This window comes from Pontixanthobacter aquaemixtae (genome assembly GCF_009827395.1).
GTDB lineage: Bacteria > Pseudomonadota > Alphaproteobacteria > Sphingomonadales > Sphingomonadaceae > Pontixanthobacter > Pontixanthobacter aquaemixtae.
This window is the reverse complement of record NZ_WTYX01000001.1, coordinates 103,395-122,430: the sequence shown is the minus strand read 5'-3', so window position 1 is coordinate 122,430 and position 19,036 is coordinate 103,395. Positions and strand designations below refer to the sequence as shown.

General features: G+C 57.9%; 15 protein-coding genes. 9 read left to right on the top strand and 6 right to left on the bottom strand.

Features of this window, described 5'->3' with window-relative positions; genetic code table 11:
• Window positions 1-10: 10 nt before the first annotated feature.
• Together GRI41_RS00615 and GRI41_RS00610 are read left to right on the top strand one after the other, a co-directional pair.
• A complete protein-coding gene (locus tag GRI41_RS00615) occupies window positions 11-2,200 on the top strand; it encodes a thiamine pyrophosphate-dependent enzyme (protein WP_160602735.1) in 2,190 nt (729 codons plus the stop codon).
• The gene (locus GRI41_RS00610) at window positions 2,197-3,237 is read left to right on the top strand and encodes an ACP S-malonyltransferase (RefSeq protein ID WP_160602734.1); all 1,041 of its coding nucleotides are present in this window, start codon (window positions 2,197-2,199) and stop codon (window positions 3,235-3,237) included. Before GRI41_RS00615 ends, GRI41_RS00610 begins: the two co-directional genes overlap by 4 nt.
• Here the strand turns inward: GRI41_RS00610 and GRI41_RS00605 are convergent.
• On the bottom strand, window positions 3,234-5,258 hold the full coding sequence (locus tag GRI41_RS00605; protein ID WP_160602733.1) for a TonB-dependent receptor plug domain-containing protein: 2,025 nt from the start codon (window positions 5,256-5,258) through the stop codon (window positions 3,234-3,236). The genes GRI41_RS00610 and GRI41_RS00605 overlap by 4 nt on opposite strands.
• A 104-nt stretch (window positions 5,259-5,362) precedes the next feature.
• Here GRI41_RS00605 and GRI41_RS00600 point away from each other — a divergent pair, with 104 nt between their 5' ends.
• The 4 genes from GRI41_RS00600 to GRI41_RS00585 all read left to right on the top strand — a co-directional run bounded on the left by GRI41_RS00600 (window position 5,363) and on the right by GRI41_RS00585 (window position 9,616).
• Window positions 5,363-6,865 (top strand): flavin-containing monooxygenase, encoded by a 1,503-nt coding sequence (locus GRI41_RS00600; RefSeq protein WP_160602732.1) that lies wholly within the window; start codon window positions 5,363-5,365, stop codon window positions 6,863-6,865.
• Window positions 6,866-6,910: 45 nt separating this feature from the next.
• Window positions 6,911-7,666, top strand: a complete 756-nt coding sequence (locus tag GRI41_RS00595; protein WP_160602731.1) for a competence/damage-inducible protein A — start codon at window positions 6,911-6,913, stop codon at window positions 7,664-7,666.
• Window positions 7,667-7,727: 61 nt separating this feature from the next.
• Window positions 7,728-8,702 (top strand): polysaccharide deacetylase family protein, encoded by a 975-nt coding sequence (locus GRI41_RS00590; RefSeq protein WP_160602730.1) that lies wholly within the window; start codon window positions 7,728-7,730, stop codon window positions 8,700-8,702.
• Window positions 8,702-9,616, top strand: a complete 915-nt coding sequence (locus tag GRI41_RS00585) for a GNAT family N-acetyltransferase (protein ID WP_160602729.1) — start codon at window positions 8,702-8,704, stop codon at window positions 9,614-9,616. Before GRI41_RS00590 ends, GRI41_RS00585 begins: the two co-directional genes overlap by 1 nt.
• A 60-nt stretch (window positions 9,617-9,676) precedes the next feature.
• Here the strand turns inward: GRI41_RS00585 and rplA are convergent, their stop codons facing one another.
• Window positions 9,677-10,372, bottom strand: coding sequence for a 50S ribosomal protein L1 (gene rplA / locus GRI41_RS00580; protein WP_160602728.1), 696 nt, complete (start codon window positions 10,370-10,372; stop codon window positions 9,677-9,679).
• A 4-nt stretch (window positions 10,373-10,376) separates the two neighbouring features.
• Window positions 10,377-10,808, bottom strand: coding sequence for a 50S ribosomal protein L11 (gene rplK / locus GRI41_RS00575; protein WP_160602727.1), 432 nt, complete (start codon window positions 10,806-10,808; stop codon window positions 10,377-10,379).
• 221 nt (window positions 10,809-11,029) lie between these two features.
• On the opposite strand from rplK, the gene GRI41_RS00570 reads away from it, so the two are divergent.
• Window positions 11,030-12,073 (top strand): aspartyl protease family protein, encoded by a 1,044-nt coding sequence (locus GRI41_RS00570; RefSeq protein ID WP_160602726.1) that lies wholly within the window; start codon window positions 11,030-11,032, stop codon window positions 12,071-12,073.
• Between the two features lie 61 nt (window positions 12,074-12,134).
• Here GRI41_RS00570 and GRI41_RS00565 read toward each other — a convergent pair whose 3' ends face one another.
• Window positions 12,135-15,143 (bottom strand): TonB-dependent receptor domain-containing protein, encoded by a 3,009-nt coding sequence (locus GRI41_RS00565; protein ID WP_235901011.1) that lies wholly within the window; start codon window positions 15,141-15,143, stop codon window positions 12,135-12,137.
• Window positions 15,144-15,691: 548 nt separating this feature from the next.
• Between GRI41_RS00565 and GRI41_RS00560 the strand changes: the two genes are divergently transcribed.
• A complete protein-coding gene (locus GRI41_RS00560; protein WP_160602724.1) occupies window positions 15,692-16,357 on the top strand; it encodes a PspA/IM30 family protein in 666 nt (221 codons plus the stop codon).
• A 34-nt stretch (window positions 16,358-16,391) separates the two neighbouring features.
• Here GRI41_RS00560 and nusG read toward each other — a convergent pair whose 3' ends face one another.
• Both nusG and secE read right to left on the bottom strand, forming a co-directional pair.
• Window positions 16,392-16,928 (bottom strand): transcription termination/antitermination protein NusG, encoded by a 537-nt coding sequence (gene nusG / locus GRI41_RS00555; RefSeq protein ID WP_160602723.1) that lies wholly within the window; start codon window positions 16,926-16,928, stop codon window positions 16,392-16,394.
• Between the two features lie 58 nt (window positions 16,929-16,986).
• On the bottom strand, window positions 16,987-17,193 hold the full coding sequence (gene secE / locus GRI41_RS00550) for a preprotein translocase subunit SecE (RefSeq protein ID WP_160602722.1): 207 nt from the start codon (window positions 17,191-17,193) through the stop codon (window positions 16,987-16,989).
• A gap of 283 nt (window positions 17,194-17,476) precedes the next feature.
• On the opposite strand from secE, the gene GRI41_RS00545 reads away from it, so the two are divergent.
• Window positions 17,477-19,015: an alanine/glycine:cation symporter family protein gene (locus GRI41_RS00545; RefSeq protein ID WP_160602721.1), complete on the top strand. Its 1,539-nt coding sequence runs from the start codon at window positions 17,477-17,479 to the stop codon at window positions 19,013-19,015.
• The last annotated feature ends 21 nt before the right edge of the window (window positions 19,016-19,036 follow it).

Genomic DNA, 19,036 nt, shown 5'->3' with positions numbered 1-19,036 from the left:
AAGGTGGCGGATGGACCGCGCGCAAATCGTACATGACAATTTCCTCCGCCGGGTCGCGGATGGTGACCTGCCCCAAGGCGCAAATCCAGAAGGGCCGCTTGGCGAAGCTCTGGCGGTTTCGATCTATCGATCTGGCTGCCTGACGCGTGCACTCGACCGCACCAGCCGCGCGATGCAAAGCAAGGGCGAAGGCTTCTACACGATCGGTTCGTCGGGGCATGAAGGAATGGCCGCAGTCGCAGCTGCATTGCGCCCCACCGATATGGCATTTTTGCATTATCGCGACGCCGCATTTCAAATCCAGCGGGCAGAACAGGTGCCGGGCCAAACCATCACCTGGGACATGTTGCTGAGTTTTGCCTGTTCCAGCGAAGACCCGATTTCGGGCGGGCGGCACAAGGTCCTTGGCTCCAAAGCTCTGACAATCCCGCCGCAGACTTCGACCATTGCCAGCCATTTGCCCAAAGCGGTTGGCGCGGCCTATTCGCTCGGCCTCGCCAAGCGCCAGCCGCCAGAGCATAAACTATTGCCCGATGACGCAATTGTAATGTGCAGCTTCGGCGATGCCTCGGCCAATCATTCGACCGCACAAGGCGCGATTAACACGTCATGCTGGACAGCCTATCAGAAGATCCCGATGCCGCTGCTCTGGGTGTGCGAGGATAACGGGATTGGAATTTCGACCAAGACCCCGACCGGCTGGATCGCAGCGAGCTTTCAGGCACGACCGGGGCTCAAATATTTCAGCTGCGACGGGACCGATATCTACGACACTTTCCGGGTAACGCAGCAGGCGGCGCACTATGTCCGCACACGCCGCAAGCCGGCTTTTCTGCATATCCGCACGATCCGCCTCTATGGCCATGCAGGCGCCGATGTACCGACGACTTATATGGCGAAGTCAGAGGTTGAGGCCGAAGAGGCGAATGATCCGCTTCTGCATTCGGTCCGGTTGATGGACGAAGCAGGCGCGCTGGGCCGTGCAGCGGCGCTCGATATCTACAACCAGACCGCAAAGCGTGTTGACCGGATTGCGACGGAGGCGGTGACACGGCCGCGTTTGCAGACCGCCGAACAGGTCATGGCGAGCATCATCCCGCCAGCGCGTGCATGCGAGCGAAGCAACGGCCCGGCCCCCGAAAATCGTGCGGCGGCGTTCGGCGGCGATATGAAGCTGATGGACCAACCGCAAATCATGTCGCGGTTAATCAATTGGGCGCTGACCGATCTGATGCTGGAATACCCCGAGATCGCGATGATGGGAGAGGATATCGGGCGCAAAGGCGGCGTCTACGGGGTGACGCAAAAGCTGTCAGCGCGTTTTGGCAGAGCGCGGGTAATCGATACGCTTCTGGACGAACAGTCCATCCTCGGGCTTGGTCTGGGCATGGCACAGAACGGTTTCTTGCCGATCCCCGAAATCCAGTTCCTTGCCTATTACCACAATGCCGAGGACCAGATCCGCGGCGAAGGCGCGACGTTACCGTTCTTCTCCAATGGCCAATTTACCAACCCGATGGTCGTCCGGATTGCAGGGCTTGGCTATCAGAAGGGCTTTGGCGGGCACTTCCATAATGACAACAGTTTCGCCGCTATTCGCGATGTCCCCGGTGTAATTCTGGCCTGCCCATCCAACGGGGCGGACGCCGCGCGGATGATGCGCGAAGCGGTACGGCTAGCCCGCGAGGAACAGCGGCTGGTGATCTTCCTGGAGCCGATTGCGCTTTACCCGATGCGTGATCTGCATGAGCCGGGCGATGGCGGATGGCTGCGGACCTACCCCGATCCGTCAGACCGCCTCCCACTGGGCCAGGTTACAACGCATGGTGACGGCAAAGATGTCGCCATCGTGACATTCGGCAACGGCACCTATCTCTCCTTACAGGCTCAAAAAATACTGGCCGACAAAGGCATCAAAACGCGCGTTATCGATTTGAACTGGCTGTCACCTCTGCCCGAAGAATCGCTGCTTGCCGCCGCGAAGGGCTGCGCCAATGTGCTTATTGTTGACGAAACGCGCCGCACCGGCGGCTTGGCCGAAGCGCTGATGGCAATGTTCACCGAGAAATCGGATATGCGCCATGCACGGCTCGTCGCGGAAGACAGCCTTATCCCGACCGGGCCGGCCTATGCTGCAACCATGCCGTCAGCCGATGGAATTGTGAAAGCAGCCACCGCTTTGGCAGGAGGCACGCAATGACCACCGGCAAAAAGAGCGCAGTCGTCATTTGCCCCGGCCGGGGGACTTATAACAAGACCGAGCTGGGGTATTTACGCAGGCATTTTCCCGACCAGGCGCTGCTGACAAAATTCGATGCGCAGCGCAGTGCGCGCGATCAGGAAACGCTGTCCTCGCTCGATGGAGCCGAGCGGTTCTCGCTCGCCAGACATACGCGCGGAGACAATGCGTCCGGCTTGATCTTTGCGGCTACACTGGGTGATTTTCTAAGCATTGATCGCGGCGCTGTGGACGTCGTCGCGGTCACCGGCAATTCGATGGGCTGGTACTCCGCGCTTGCCTGCGCCGGAGCAACATCGCCGGAAGACGGCTTCACCGTGGCCAACACTATGGGTACGCTGATGCAGGAAGCGCTGATTGGCGGACAACTGGTTTACCCGTTTGTGGGCGATGATTGGATGCCCGATGCGGCCAAGCGCGATGATCTGCTGGTGACAGTCTCAGAAATCAACGGGCGCGCAGATCATATCTTGCTCTCCTCTATTCACCTCGGCGGGATGCTGGTGCTGGCGGGTAACGAGGCTGGATTGAAAGCGTTTGAAAGTGCCGTGGACGCCATCGACGGACGGTTTCCGATGCGGCTCGGCAATCATGCGGCGTTTCATACGCGCTTGCAGCAACCAGTTGCAGAGAAAGGTCGCGATCTTCTCTCGCCAGACCTGTTTGGCCAGCCGGATGTGCCGATGATCGATGGGCGCGGCGCGATCTGGTGGCCGCATGCCAGCGACACGCAAGCGCTGTGGGATTATACGCTGGGTCACCAGGTGACGGAGTCCTATGACTTTACGCGAGCCATTGAAGTCGCCGCGCGCGAGTTTGCACCCGACCTGTTCATTATCACCGGCCCCGGAACCACTTTGGGCGGTGCGGTGGCACAATCGCTGATCCTCGCCGACTGGAAAGGCATGGGCAGCAAGGCCGCTTTCAAATCCGAACAAGCCGAAAGCGGCCTGCTGGTATCAATGGGTCTGCACGAACAGCGCGGCGTCGTTGTCTAGAAGCCGAACCGTATTCCGCCCCAAACGGTGCGCGGAACGCCAAGGTCAAGCGCGCCATCTGAATTGCGCGTTACGATAGTCTCGTCGAACAGATTTTCGCCGCGCAGGACCAGCGAGAATTTCCCGGAGAGGGGAATTTGCGCAAAAGCGTCTAGCGTGGTCGCCGCGGGCAGCACATCGGTTTCCTGGTCGCTCTCAAACTGGGCACCGACGTGGCGCAAAGTTGCCGAGAGCAGCCAATTTTTCGCGGGCTTCCATGCAACAGTCGCGCTGGCGGCGAATTCGGGCATTTGCGGCGGACGGTTGCCATCCAATGCAAGCGATGCCCCGCTGCCATCGACCTGTGCATCGGTGTAAGCGATGGTCCCGTTAAAGCTGATTTGCCCGGCGGTAATCGATGCCCCCGCCTCTATCCCGCGCGCTTCGATCGCCGACAAGTTCTGCCGCTGCCGCAAAGTCGGCGACAAAGTGACATTGGCGATGGCGTTTTCAACGCGGTTGTTGAACGCCGTGACCGAGAGCTCGACACCCTCGGCTGGGGTGAAGTCAACGCCGGCCTCAAAACCTTCTAGCTGTTCATTCTCCAGCGCGTCATTGGCCTGCGTCACCACCGGGAAAACCACGAAAGGCCGGTATAGCTCGTTCAATGTTGGCAAGCGCAATCCGCGATAGGCCGCGGCGCGAAGGCGCAGCCCGTCACTCGCGTCATAGGACACCCCGGCGCGATAGGAGAAAGACCAATCCGCTCGATCCGGCGCGATGGTTTCATCGACAAGCACATTGTCCGCATCCACTGCCCGATAGAAACCGTTCTCGATCACGGTCCGGTTCGCGCGAATGCCGCCGGTCAGGACCAGATCACCAATCAACCAGTCATCCTCGATAAAGACACCGAAATCGCTGTTTCGCCCGCCCGCGCGGCGGCGTTCGCGAAGACTACCTGTGAAAGCGCTATAGGCCTCTTCCTGCAATTCGCCCGACGAACGCCGGTAATCCATGCCCATACGCAGCACATGATCGGCACCCACCGGCGGGCGTATCTCGAACTTTCCGCCCAGCCCTGTCGATGGCGTGTTGCGCTGATCCAGTACGCGAACAAAGCGCGTCGAAGAAATCACCACATTGGAGAAATTGCGAGACTGCAAATAGCCGACCGCATCAAACTGCCAATCGCCACGCCCGACAATGCGGATGCTCGCATCGGCGCCCTCGCTGGAACTGTCAGCACCGTCAAAACGCAAGACGCGCTCGTCATTGAACACCAGGCCGCGAGCTTGCAGTTCGATAGAATCGGTTAGCGGCGCAGCGCCGCGTACTCCGAAAGACCAGCTATCAAAACCGGCCCTCGCAGTAGCCGGGACACGCTGGTCCTCCGGCGTCGTGAAAAAGCCCTGCCCGCGATCCCAGCGTCCGCTCAAAACAGCGAAGCCGGAGCCCAAATTTTGCGCGATGCTGCCGCTGGCTTCGGTCTCGCCGCGATCGTTGACAAAGACTGAGCCACTGACCGGCCCCAGCATATTGGCATCGGCGCTGTTGAGTTCGATCGTACCGGCAAGCGCGCCTGCACCGAATGGCCCGGAACCGCCCCCGCGCGTAACCCGGATTGTGTCGAGTCGCTCGGGCGCAATCGCGCTCAGCGGAATATATCCGAAGAACGGATCGGCCATTGGCACGCCATCGAGCAGCACCAGCGCGCGGCTGGTCGCATTCCCGCCGAGCGCGCGCAGCGTAACGCCTTGCGCGCTGGGGTTGGAGCTGCGACTGTCCGATCGGCGGAATTGCTGGAAGCCTGCAACCGATGACAGCACATCCTCGATCCGGCCCGAAGCCGATGTTGTGATCGCAACCCGATCCAGCTCGATCGAGGAATAGGCTGTTTGTGCGGGCGAATCTTCGAGCCCCTGCCCCTTCACGATGATGTCGGCTTCATCCTGTTCGCGCGGATCCTCGTCTTGTGCAAAGGCAGGCGCGGCGGAAATCAGCGCCAGCGCGGAAACGGCAAATTTGAGGGAGAAACGCATGCGCGCGCCCTAACGCCACTTTACGTCAACGTCAGTATTATTCTGCAACCGGACTCGCAATTGCCGCAAAGCTGTGCTTCAACGCAAACAGCAGGAGAGAGACAATGCTAGCAACCGCCCCCGATTTCGATGTCTTGATTGTCGGCGCCGGAATTTCCGGAATTGGCATGGCCGCACATTTGGAAATGGAGTGCCCGGGTCGCTCTTACGCCATCGTGGAGCGTCGGGAAAATCTGGGCGGGACCTGGGATCTGTTCCGCTATCCCGGCATTCGCTCTGACTCGGACATGCATACGCTGGGTTTTGTGTTCGAACCCTGGAAGCATGAAAAATCAATCGCCGATGCTCCCGCGATTCTCGACTATCTCAACACGATTGTCGACGAACGCGATATCCGCAAGCACATCCGCTACAGCCAGAAAGTCATTTCTGCCGATTGGCGCAGCGACGATGCCCGCTGGCATGTCACGATCGAGCAGGCAGACGGATCGCAAACGCGGATGACCGCGAATTTCCTGTATCTGGCATCGGGTTACTACGACTATGACGAAGCCTATGATCCCGGCTTTGAATTTGGCGATTTCAAAGGTCAGGTGGTCCATCCGCAATTTTGGCCCGATGATCTCGATTACAGCGGCAAGAAAGTGGTCGTTATCGGATCGGGCGCGACGGCGGTGACCATTGTACCGTCAATGGCGGACAAGGCCGGGCATGTAACCATGCTCCAGCGCACACCTACATGGATGTTCTCGCGCCCGGCCAAAGACGCAATTGCCAATTTCCTGCGCAAGATCTTGCCCGAGAAAACTGCATACAAAATCACACGCTGGAAAAACATCAAGCTGCAGGACATCGGTTTCAAACGTGCCCGCGGCAAGCCCGAGAAAGTGAAGCAGGCGCTCAAGAAGCGCATCGTCAAGGCTTTGGGCACAAACTACGATGACGCGACTTTTACGCCGCCCTACAATCCGTGGGAACAGCGCCTTTGTCTGGTTCCCGACGATGATCTGTTCGAAGCGATGAAATCGGGCAAGGCCAGCGTTGTCACTGCGAAAATCAGCAAATTTTCCGAAAACGGAATCGAACTGGATAATGGCGAAACGCTAGAAGCCGATATCATCATCACTGCGACCGGGCTGAAGCTCGCTGTGGGCGGGAAGATCGCGGTTAGCCAGGATGGTGCGCCCGTCGATTTCGCTGAGCGGTTTTATTACAAGGGCTGTATGTTCTCCAACCTGCCCAATCTGGCGGTGGTGTTCGGATATCTCAACGCAAGCTGGACATTACGGGCGGACATCAATTCAGAATATGTCTGCCGCCTTCTCAATTTGATGGAGAAGCGCGGAAGCGATGTCGCTGTTCCCGTTTTGCCGGCGGATCACCAATTGGAAGAGGACGACATTTTCGACTTCTCCAGCGGCTATATCCAACGGTCGAAACACATCATGCCGAAGAATTCGGTCACTTACCCGTGGCGGCTCAATCAGGAATATATCCATGATCGCAAGATCATGCAGGAAGGCCCGGTTGGAGACGGTTTGATCTCTTTGCACAAAGCCGGCGCCAATGCGGTCGAGCCGGAACAGCAGTTGGAAGCGGCGGAATAGCTTTCCGCTCTTCACCTGCGTGCCGTGATCGCCTAACCCGACTTTATGAGCGAGAAAATCTACACCGCCGGACTTGTCGTAATCGGCGATGAAATTCTGTCTGGCCGCACGCATGACAAGAATATTGCCCAAGTGGCGAGCTGGCTGCAGGTCCAGAATATCCGGCTCGATGAAGTACGCGTGGTTGCCGATGTGCAGGAACGGATCGTGGAGGCGGTCAACGCGCTGAGGGCGCGCAACGATTACCTGTTCACCACCGGCGGAATTGGCCCGACGCATGACGATATTACTGTTGACGCGGTGGCAGAGGCGCTTGGCGTGGGTGTGGTCATCCACCCCGATGCACGCGCCATTCTGGAGCGATATTACAGCGACAAGGGCGGGCTGAACGATGCGCGGTTGCGGATGGCGCGTGTGCCCGATGGCGCAGAGCTGATCCCCAACCAGAAAACCGGCGCTCCGGGCATCAAGATCGGCAACATCCATCTGATGGCGGGCGTCCCGCACATCACCGCTGGCATGCTCGATGCGCTCACCGGCTCGCTGGAAGGCGGTGCACCGCTCCTTTCGGAGACCGTTGGCGGCTTTATTCCCGAAAGCGAAGTCTCCACTCTGCTGCGCGAAGTCGAAAAGGCGCACGAAAACTGCCAGCTCGGCAGCTATCCCTTTTTCCGCGAAGGCAAAGTCGGTTCGAACTTTGTCATCCGCTCTACCGACGCAGATGCATTGCAAAGCTGCATGCATGTGCTGTGCGAGGGATTGGGTGAGCTGGGCTTCGACTTTACGCCCGGCGGAATTTGATCGCAACGCGCCCGAATTAGGGCAAACGCAACCTTAACCTGTCGCTGCTACGCGTGCGGGCATGACCGCGGTGTATATCACTATCGACACCGAATATTCTGCTGGCTTTGCCAAAGCGGAAGGAACCGGGCTGCGCGAGGAAAATTTCAGGCGCTCGATCGCTTGCGAAACTCCCGATGGCGATGTTGGCGTGCAATATCAAATGGATGTGTTCGATCGCCACGGCCTGAAAGGCGTATTCTTCGTCGATCCCATGCCTGCGCTGATCTGGGGTGTTGAAGCGATCACCGACATTGTCGAACCGATCGTAACGCGCGGTCATGACGTGCAATTGCATGTCCACACCGAATGGCTGGAACTGGCGGGAAAAGCGAACCCGTTGGGTGACCACACCGGCAATAACATTGCCGATTTTACCCATGACCAGCAGGTTCAAATTCTTGAATATGCGCGGGATACGCTCATCGCGGCGGGCGCGCGCACGCCGGTCGCTTTCCGTTCAGGGAATTATGGTTCAAACGATGATACGGTGCGCGCGCTGAGCGCTGTCGGGCTGGATTATGAAACCAGCCACACGCCGGGAATTGACGACGGACATTGCGAGATTTCGCTTTCGAATGACGACCTACTTCCGGTCGAGCATGAAGGGGCCATCGTCGTCCCCATCGGGTGCGTGGACAGTTTTGGCGGTTCGCTGCGGCACGCGCAGATTACCGCGCTTTCGGCGTGGGAATTGCTCGCCGCGATACGGCACGCCTGTGCGCAGCAAATTCCCAGCTTCACAATTGTCTCCCACAGCTTCGAATTGCTCAGCCGCGACCGGCAGAAAATCAATCGCATCGTCAAAAACCGGTTTGACGGATTTTGCGCGGGATTGAGCGCAATCGAAGGGGCCCATGCCGCGACTTATGCTGCAAGCCCGCCCGAAGTGGCCAATGACGATGTGACTGCCCCCGTATTGCCGCTTAGCGAGGTGCGTTCGGGCATCCGTCTTGCCGAGCAGGCGCTGTCCAACATTCTTTATGGCAGCGATTGATGGGTGCGTTGACCCCCATCAAGTTTGTCGTCGGATCGAAAGTGCTGTTTTCGGTTCCCAAAGCGCTTGAGAATGTGTTGCTGTCGCTGACCGAAGTGATCGACGGCAGCCGAGTGTCGTTGCCCGATTTGGCGGACGGCCAGGACGGCTATCGTATCCTTTCGGCCCCCGCTCACGCCCTGTCGCAGATCCTGCGCGAGCATCGCGGATTGGCCGCCGGCGGCATCCAGACTTACCGCCGCCATTATATCGACATGCGCGGCAGCTTTGATGATTACATGGCGCGCTTTTCCTCAAAGACGCGTTCAACATTGCGGCGCAAGCATCGCAAACTGGTCAAGGATATTGGCGGCGAGGTTGAATTTCGCGAATATCGTACTCCGGACGAAATGGACGAGTTCCGCGACCTCGCGATCCCGCTCTCGCGCCGGACGTATCAGGCGAAATCGCTCAATGCCGGGCTCCCCGAAGATGCAGCATCACACGACGCGCGACGCGCCTTGGCAGCGCAAGACAATGTCCGCGCCTATCTGTTAATCGCCGATGGCAAGCCGGTGAGCTATCTGTACTTGCCCATCGAAGGCGACGCGATCAACTACGCCTTTCTCGGCTACGATCCGGATCACGCGCGGCTATCACCCGGCACCGTGTTGCAACTCGAGGCGCTGGACCGCCTGTTTGCCGAACAACGGTATCGCTATTTCGATTTCACCGAAGGCGAAGGCGCGCATAAGGCGATGTTCGGGACGGACAGCGTAGAGGCGTGTTCGTTCTTTCTGCTGAGAGGCGAAGCCGCCAACCGGATGCTGCTCAAATCGGTCGATGCCTTCGATGCGTCGGTTGCTGGCGCAAAGAATTTGGCCGAGCGGACCGGAGCTCTAGGGAAAATTCGCGGACTTCTGAGAGCCGGATAAAAAAAGGGCCGCAGGATCGATCCTGCAGCCCTTTGATTTCTCCGGTTGATCAATCGTCGCTTACGCGCCTTCGATCTCCGACAGGTCGATCTTCAGACCGGGGCCCATGGTCGAGGTCAGCGAGACCTTCTTCACATATTTGCCCTTCGCGCCCGATGGCTTCGCTTTCACGATAGCCTTGGTGATCGAATCGAAGTTTGCTTTGATGCCATCATCCTTGAACGACATTTTGCCAATGCCGGTGTGGACGATGCCGTTCTTCTCCACGCGGAATTCGACCTGGCCGCCTTTGGCGTCCTTCACGGCCTGTTCCACGTTCGGTGTCACGGTGCCAAGCTTCGGGTTCGGCATCAGACCCTTGGGGCCGAGCACCTTACCCAGGCGGCCAACAACACCCATCATGTCCGGCGATGCGATCACGCGGTCATAATCGAGATTGCCCGCCTGCATGTCTTCCATCAGGTCTTCGGCGCCAACCTTGTCTGCGCCAGCGGCAAGAGCCTTGTCAGCATTGTCGCCTTTTGCGAACACGGCGACTTTTACGTCTTTACCGGTGCCCGATGGCAAAGCGACCATGCCGCGAACCATCTGGTCCGCATGGCGTGGATCGACGCCGAGATTGATCGCGACTTCGACAGTTTCGTCGAATTTCTTGCTGGCATGCTCACGCAGGGTCGCGATGGCTTCGTCGAAGCTGTAAAGCTTGTCGCCATCCAGTTCGGCGCGGACTTTCTGTGCTTTTGTCAGTTTTGCCATTGGATCAGCCCTCCACCACTTCGAGGCCCATCGAACGCGCGGAGCCTTCGATGATTTTCATTGCCTGATCGAGATCGTTTGCGTTGAGATCGGCCATTTTGGCTTCGGCAATCTCTTTAAGCTGGCTCTTCTTGATTTGGCCAACCTTGTTCTTGTTCGGCTCACCCGAACCCTTTTTCACCTTGGCGGCCTTCTTCAGATAGAAGGACGCTGGCGGGGTTTTGGTGGTGAAGCTGAACGAACGGTCCGCATAAACGGTGATCGTTGTCGGGATCGGAGCATTCTTTTCAAGGTCCTGCGTCGCAGCGTTGAACGCCTTGCAGAATTCCATGATGTTGACGCCGCGCTGACCCAGCGCTGGACCGATCGGTGGTGATGGGTTTGCAGTGCCCGCGGGCACTTGCAGCTTGATATATCCGTCAATCTTCTTGGCCATTAATGGCTTCCTTTCACACTGTCGCCTTGGATCAATATCCGCAGGCTCATGTTAAGCGGTCAAACAGCAGACGAATCTGCCTCCCGCACGAGATCCCCTTCGGGAAGCGGCGCTGATAGCGATTTGCGAGGAGAATGCAAGCGAAACCAGCGCGCCAACGGGCGCGGGTTGGCGCCGAAACTGGACTCGGCGGCGGTAAAGGGCGTAGCCTGCCGCCCATCATGCGCATTTTTCTTCGCCCCATCCTGTTCACTGTGCTTCTTGGCATGACGCCAATTGCCCATGCGCAGGAACAGGAAGAGGGACAAAAATCGGGCCAGCGTGTCCCCGATCTTCCGCCCGCCGAAATCGACAACAGGCTGGATATTGGCGGCGAGGAGATCGACAGCACGAAATTGCGCAGCCGGATGACCGTTGAGGTCAAAGTCAACGGCAGCGGCCCCTATCGCTTCATCGTCGATAGCGGAGCCGACACATCGGTTGTGGGCACCAAAATTGCCGGAGAGCTGGGTCTGCCGGCGGGCCAGCCGACAATGCTCGGCGGAATCACCGAAGTGGCCCGCGTGGATCAGGTGCTGGTGGATTCGCTGACGCTTGGCCCCACCACGATTACCGATCTTGAGCTGCCGGTGCTGGAGGAAGATGATATCGGCGCCGATGGCATGATCGGCCTCGATGCGCTGGTTGAACAAAGGCTATTGCTCGACTTTGACGAGCGGACAATCAGCGTCGACGACACCAAGGTGGAACAGGAACGCTTCCGGGGAGAAATCGTCGTGACCGCGCGGCTGCATAAGGGCCAGCTGATCCTGACCGAAGTCAAAGCAAACCGCATTCCGATCAGCGCGGTTATCGATACCGGGACCGAAGTGTCGATCGGCAATTCGCTGCTGCGTGAAGAATTGATCCGCGGCCGTCAGGAATTCCAGCAGCTCACGGTCATCGGCGTAACCGGCAAACCCGCCGAATTGGAACTTGCCTTTGTGCGCGAATTGAAACTTGGCCCGATCACCATGCGCAATGTCCCGATTGCCTTTGCCGACGTCCCGCCATTCGAAGTGTTCGGGCTGGCCGATCAGCCAGCTTTGTTGGTCGGAACCGATCTGATGGAGACTTTCCGCAAGGTCTCCCTCGACTTTCGCGAACGCAAGCTGCGTTTCCAGCTGCGCGGATGCGATTTCCGCTCCCGCCGCCTGCGCACAGTGGGGAGGCGTGCGACGCGGATCGGGGCCGACAATCCCGATGGGCTGGTCTGCGGCAAGTAGACAAAAAAGGGGGAGCCGAAGCTCCCCCGAAGTTGGCGGCCCTTGCGGACTGCTCTGAGTTTTAGAACTTCTTGCGCAATTCGACGTGGAACACACGCCCCCTGGCGGAATGCAATTCGCTGAAGAAGCCATAGGATTCATCGGCCAGCGGTGGATCCTTGTCGAACAGATTATTGACCGCAAAGCGCAGCCGCGTTCCATCGAGCGCGGTGTCATTGTCGATCGTGTAGCTGATTGAGAAGTTGGTCGTGAACCAATCGTCAACTCGGTAGAAATTGGCGTTGGGGTCGTCCGAAACCACCGGCACGTCGCGCGTCACGCTGGTGTCGTAAACGCCGCCGACATATTGGCCATAAAGACCGACATCGACAGGGCCGCTGCTCCAGTTGACCGAACCGCTCCAGCGCCATTTCGGGCGCCCTTCGATTTCGAGCAATTCGCCCAAACCACCGACCGACACTTCTGGTGGAAGCGTCCCCGCGGCGATCGCATCAAGCAGTTCCTGCCCGTCAGGCCCGGCCGACTGCACAAAGCTTTCCAAGCGGGCTGCATTTGCGCGGATGCGGAAATCGCCAATTCCGAAATCGGGAATTTCGTAGGTCAGGCCGAAGTCCCACCCTTTCGATTCGCGGCTGTCGAGATTGAGATACGGGTCGAGCACCTGGATGATGTCACCGACCGGCGTGAGGCTGGTGCCGGTGTACAATGTGATGTCATCGGCATCGGGTGCTTCCCTGATGACGTTCGGATTGCTCGAGCCGTTGAAGCGGCGCAGCAGATCCAATGCAATCGCATTGTCATCACCGAAAGTACCAACCAATCCTTCCTGGCGAACACGCCAATAGTCCGCGGTCAGGGTCAAGCCCGGGATAAAGCGGGGCTGCAACACGACACCCAGATTGATGCTCTCGCTATCCTCGGGTGTCAAATTCTCGGTGCCGGTACGAAGGCTGACCGTGCCCGTGCCGGAGCATGCGCCCAGATCCGAAATGATGTTCTTTTCGACCTGCGCCTGACAGCGGACATAGTCGTCGCGCGTATTGACGCGGGTTGTGCCTTCATCATTGACCTGCACCAGGTTCGGGGCGCGGAAGCCTTCCGACCATGCCCCGCGGAACATCAATCCCGGTATAAGCGTCCATGACGCAGCCACGCGCGGAACAATTGCGGTCGCCTTGATATCGCTGAAACGCTCTATCCGCCCGGCAAGCTGGACGCTGAAATCATGCACCAGCGGGATGTTCATGTCCTCCGAGACAAGCGGAAGAAATGCCTCGGCATAGGCGGAATAGACTTCGCGATTGCCGCTGGTGTCGGGCGACGGGCTCGAACCGGCAACGTCGCTGCCGTTAAATTCGCCGGTCACACTGTCAGTAAACGTGATTGTCCCATCAAGGCGCGGATCGCGATCATCGAAGAAGGTCTCGCGCCGGAATTCAACACCCGCCGCGACGCCCAGATCCCCGCCAGGAAGGCTGAACAAATCATCGCGGCTGATCTTGAAATCGGCCAGTGCGAGCGTGGTCTCGCCCTTGCGGAACACATTGATGCGGAAGCTATCGAGCACCTCTTGCGGATTGGGCGTACAATCGCCTTCGTTGACGTTGTTGAGACAGCCGCCATTGAACGGGTTGTAGGCATCGGGCGTCGTCCGGTTGATCGCATCCTGAACCAGTGTCAGCGACACGCGGTTGCGGGCAAGGTCGGTCGAGTTGGACTGGGAATAGAGCAGCCCGGTATCAAAATCCCATGCCCCCAGATTTCCGCGCAGACCGGCGACGATGCGATAGGAATCCTTGTCTACCGAAACATTGCGGTTGCCGATATCGACGAAGCGATAGCGCTCCATGATCACATCTGCCCCACTGGCGGCAATATTGGTGCCCAGTAGGCGGTTGGGACTGCCGACAGGACCGAAGGGATTGTAATATGCGTTGCGCGAAATCCCGATCGGAACCGCCGTCAGCGAAACCGGCGCATCGATATTACGTTCGTTCTCGCTCCGGTAATAACTGCCCTCGGCATAGAACTCGAGCGCGTTGCTGAGTTCGTAGCTGAACAGCGCCATCGCATTGTATCGGTTCTTCTGCGAAAACAGATCGGTCCCGAAATTGGTGTTGTATCGCTGCGCAAGCGGCGGCGAAGTGCCGTTATCCGCGCACACACCGCCGCCAAGGTCGAGGAACCGGCCGTCGCTGGGCTGACCCGTCGGGCCGAAAAGACTGCATGGCATCAGGAAGAAGTCATCGTCCGCCAAAGCAGTTCTGTTGCTCGGCGCCTGAATGTCGAATTGGCCAAAGGAATTGAAAGTTGACCGGTTGTTGAACTGCGTGTCGTCGGCAAAATCGGGATCGGTAATCAGCGCTGTGCGATCATCATCAGCAGCATAATCACGGTCCGATGCCGGCATGCCGCTTTCATGGTAATAGCCGCCATATAGCGTGAGATTGCCGCGCCCGTCGGAGAAGTCGAAGCCGAGCCCGCCGGTGAAGCGATAGCTGTAGAGGCTGGTTCCATCCGAAGCACGCCAATCGGCTTCGAGGAAACCGCCATCCATATCGCCTTTGAGCACGGTGTTGATCACACCCGCGACCGCATCTGCGCCGTAAATTGCCGACGCGCCATCGCGCAGCACTTCGATCCGCCGGACGCTGCCGGGCGCGATCTCGTTGGTATCAGGCGAAACCACCGGGACCAGCAGCTCGGTCTGGAAACCCGGGTGCAGATTCATCCGGCGGCCGTTGATCAGCATCAACGTATTGCCGGTGCCCAGTTCACGCAGGTTGATCGAACCCACATCGCCGCGAGCGCCATTGACGCCGCCGGTTGTGTTCTGTTCGTTAAAAGCAGCGACGCCGGCCTGCGGGATCGCGCGGAAAAGTTCATCGCCCGAAGACGCGCCGACATTCTCGATCGAGGTTTCGTCGAGAACCGTAACCGGCAACACATCGTTGATCTGCGCGCCCTGAATCTGCGTGCCAACTACAACGATTTCCGTTTCTTCGGTTTCACTTGAATCCGAATCGGTTTGGACGGCCTGTGCATGGGCCGTTCCATGCGCCAGAGCCATCGCTGACGAAGTTAAGATAAATGCTTGAAACCTAGATTTAAATTGACGCATTTCTGCCCCCTGAAAACACGTTGGGAATGCGAAAATGGACCCAATTTTTTTTGCAGCAAGCGAAATCACGTAAATCTTTGTTTTTGGCTCATATTGGCGGGGACTCAACTTGGTTTGTTGGGAACCACCGGCCAAGTAAAGGCAAGTACAAATCTGTTGTTACTTGCCCACTGAAGTGCCAATCGCTCTCTATTTGAGATTGAAAATATTGGCATTTTCCCGCCGGTGCACGATCCGGTGATGGTGCCGGCCCCATGCATTTGCGACACATCTGATTTTGCGCGCAAAATTGGCCAGAATCGATCTTTGTGACAAAATTGCATCAGCAACTTGCAGCAAAGCGCTTCTCCGGCCGCCCGATACAGCCGGAACATGGATGCGTTTTGGCGGGTGGATTGCAGCGCTGATCGCCGCAAGAACACCGCATATTAAGCAGTTGCAGGCTAGAATTCCTGTTACTAGACTGAATCCAAGCAGATATTTGAGGTGATTTGATCGTGCGAATTGTTGTTCAGGTCCGCGATCTGGTGTCGAGCAATGTGACAACCATGGTCGAAAAGGCTTCCGATCCGGCAAAGATGCTGCGGTTGCTTCGCAAGGAGATCGAGGAGAGTGACATCGCTCTCCATGGCGAAATCACCAAGATGGGACGCCAGAAAGACCGCGCAGAAGCGGCGGCCAAGAAATTGGCCGACGATGCGAAAGGCTGGTCGGAAAAGGCCAAGGTAGCGATGGATCACGATCGCGAGGATCTGGCCCGTTCTGCATTGCTGGCGCGCGAAGATGCGAAGCAACAGGCAGAAGACCTCAAGGAAGAGGCCAAAACGCTGGCCGCCGAAATTGCCGAAGCGGAAACCGCATTGGAACAGCTCAAAGCCAAGCTTGACGAGACCAATTCGCAGCTACGCGAGCAGGAGGCGCGCGAAAGCAGCAGCGCCAGCACCGGCATTTCGACCGACGAAGACAGCAAGACCGACAAGCGGATGGACCGCATCGCCCATCTCGAACGCCGCGTAGAATTGTCGCAGAGCGATCAGCCCAAGCATTCAAAATCAAATGCGGCGGTTGATGCAGAGATTGCCGCGATGCAGCGCGATGCGACTGTCGATGCAGAGCTGGCCAAACTTCGCGGGGCAGGAAAGAAGAAGCGCAAAGCTTCGTAAGACAGCCGGTTGGCTGCCCTGACGCGCAGCCGGCTTACTTGACCAGTTCGACCTGTTCGAATTCCAGTTCGACCGGAGTCGCGCGGCCAAAGATTGAGACCGATACTTTGACCTTGGCTTTGTCGAAATCCAGTTCTTCGACCACGCCGTTGAAACTGGCGAACGGGCCGTCGAGAACTTTGACCGAATCGCCGATTTCGTATTCGACGTGAATGTCTTTCTTCGGCGCAGCCTTGGCTTCCTCGACACCGCCGAAATAGCGCGCCGCCTCAGCTTCCGAAATCGGCTGCGGCTTGTTGTTCGCGCCAAGGAAGCCGGTGACTTTCGGTGTGTTCTTCACCAAGTGATAGACATCGTCGGTCATTTGCAGCTTGGCAAGGACATAACCCGGCATAAATTTACGCTCGGTCTGGACCTTCTTGCCGCGTTTGATCTCGGTGATTGTCTCGGTCGGAACCTCAACCTCTTCGACGCCATCGGACAGGCCAAGACGCTCTGCTTCGGAAATGATCGCATCGCGAACCTTGTTTTCGAAGCCTGAGTAAGCGTGGATGATATACCAGCGAGCCATCAATCAAATCCTGTCAGAAAATCGTTGTGCAGCCGGCGTTCCGGCGCGAATGTTTGGGTTACGCGAGTGTCAGCAACCAGCTGACGATCGAACCGAAGACGGTGTCGATACCGAGGAAAAACAGCGACAAGATCACCATCATGATACCGACAAAGATTGCGGTGGTGATGGTTTCCTGCCGTGTCGGCCAGACAACCTTGCTGGTTTCAGTCTGCACCTGACGGATAAATTCCGCAGGAGAGGTTTTCTTGCTTTTCTCGGCCATGGCGTCAGCTTTCGCTACTCGGTTTCAAAATTTGTCTCTTCCGGGATGGGGATATCGCCGCCCCAGTTCAAGTCTGGGAGGGGCTGTAACACCAACAAATGTCGGAAGACGCGAGTCATCTAGGCGCGAGAGGCCGCGAAAGCAAGATGGCAAAATTTCGTCACGACAAATGGCCAACCTGATACGCGATCCAGTACGCGGGACGTTTTTTACACTGGCCATGCCGTGCCGACCGTTCTAGCGTCGCTCGCCATAATAAACGGACATCAGGGGGATCCATCGAATGGCCGCTGCGGGTACAGAAGCACCAACATTAATTGACCGCGTCACCAACATATCAGATTTTATCTGGGGCGGAACGTGGAATGGAGAGGCGCTGCCTTGGTTGTCGATAGGCGGCCAACCGATTCCACCGATGACGCTGATCCTGCTCGGCATCGGCATGTGGATCATGATCGGCCTGAAATTCTATCCGATCCGCAATCTCGGCAGTTCGATCAAAGGCCTGTTCGCCAGCCGCAAAGGCGAAGGCGATGGTGAAATTTCCCCGTTTGCCGCGCTTTCAACGGCGCTGTCAGGGCAAGTCGGCACAGGTAATCTGGCCGGTGTTGCAACTGCGATAACGCTGGGCGGCCCCGGTGCCATTTTCTGGATGTGGATCACCGCACTGGTCGGCATGGCGCTCGCCTTTGCAGAGGGTTCGCTGGCGATCCGATATCGCGAAAAGACATCGGACGGCGTCTATCGCGGCGGCCCGATGAGCTACATCATGATGGGTCTGGGTAAGAAATATACCTGGCTCGCCATACTGTTTTGCCTCGGCACGTTGTTCTCTGCACTGGTCACCGGCAACTCGATTCAGGCGAATGCCGTCGCGGACGGAATGAACGAACTGTTCGGGATCGAGGAATGGCTCGGCGGACTGATTGTCGCAATCTTGGTGTTCATTGTAATCATCGGCGGGATCAAGTCGATTGGCGGCGTCGCGGAAAAGGTCATCCCGTTCATGGCCGGCGCCTATATCATTATGGCGATCATCGCGCTGATCCTGAATTTCGGAGATTTGCCGGCAACCTTCGGCCTGATCTTCCACGGCGCGTTTAACACGCAAGCAGCCACCGGCGGCTTTTTGGGCGCGGCGATCATGCTGGCGATCCGAGCGGGCGTGGCGCGCGGTCTGTTCTCCAACGAAGCCGGACAAGGTTCAACCCCGATCGCACACGCGGTGGCGCAGACCAACGATCCGGAACAGCAAGGCCGCATGGCTATGCTGGGAACCTTTATTGATACGATCGTGATTTGCACGATGACCGCACTGGTCATGTTGACCGTCAAAGGCGATTTCACGGCGGGTACCGAAGTCGTGCAGCATGCGTGGAATTCGGATCTGGAAGGCTTTGCAATGACCAGCGGGGCCTTTGCAGCGGCTTTCCCGTTCGAGATCGCAAGCGTACCCCTGGGCACGCTTATCGCTTCATTGGCGCTGATCCTGTTCGTGTTCACCACACTGCTTACGTGGAGCTATTACGGCGAGCGCGCGATCACCTTCATCTATGACCGCGTACCGGGTTCGACGCGCGGTGGTGAGAAAGTGCTGCACATGATCTGGCGTGTTCTGTGGTGCGTGGTCATCTTTGTCGGTGCGTCGCAAGACCTCACTCTGGTCTGGCGTCTCGGAGACATTTCCAACGCGGCGATGGCGCTTCCCAACCTGCTGGCTCTGGCGCTACTTTCGGGCGTTGTCTTCAAGCTGGCGCAGGGAGACAAAACCGCGGGTGAAGATCACCATGCTGACACACCGGAAGAACCCAACGAGTATTAAGGGCTATCTTCCGCACAAACC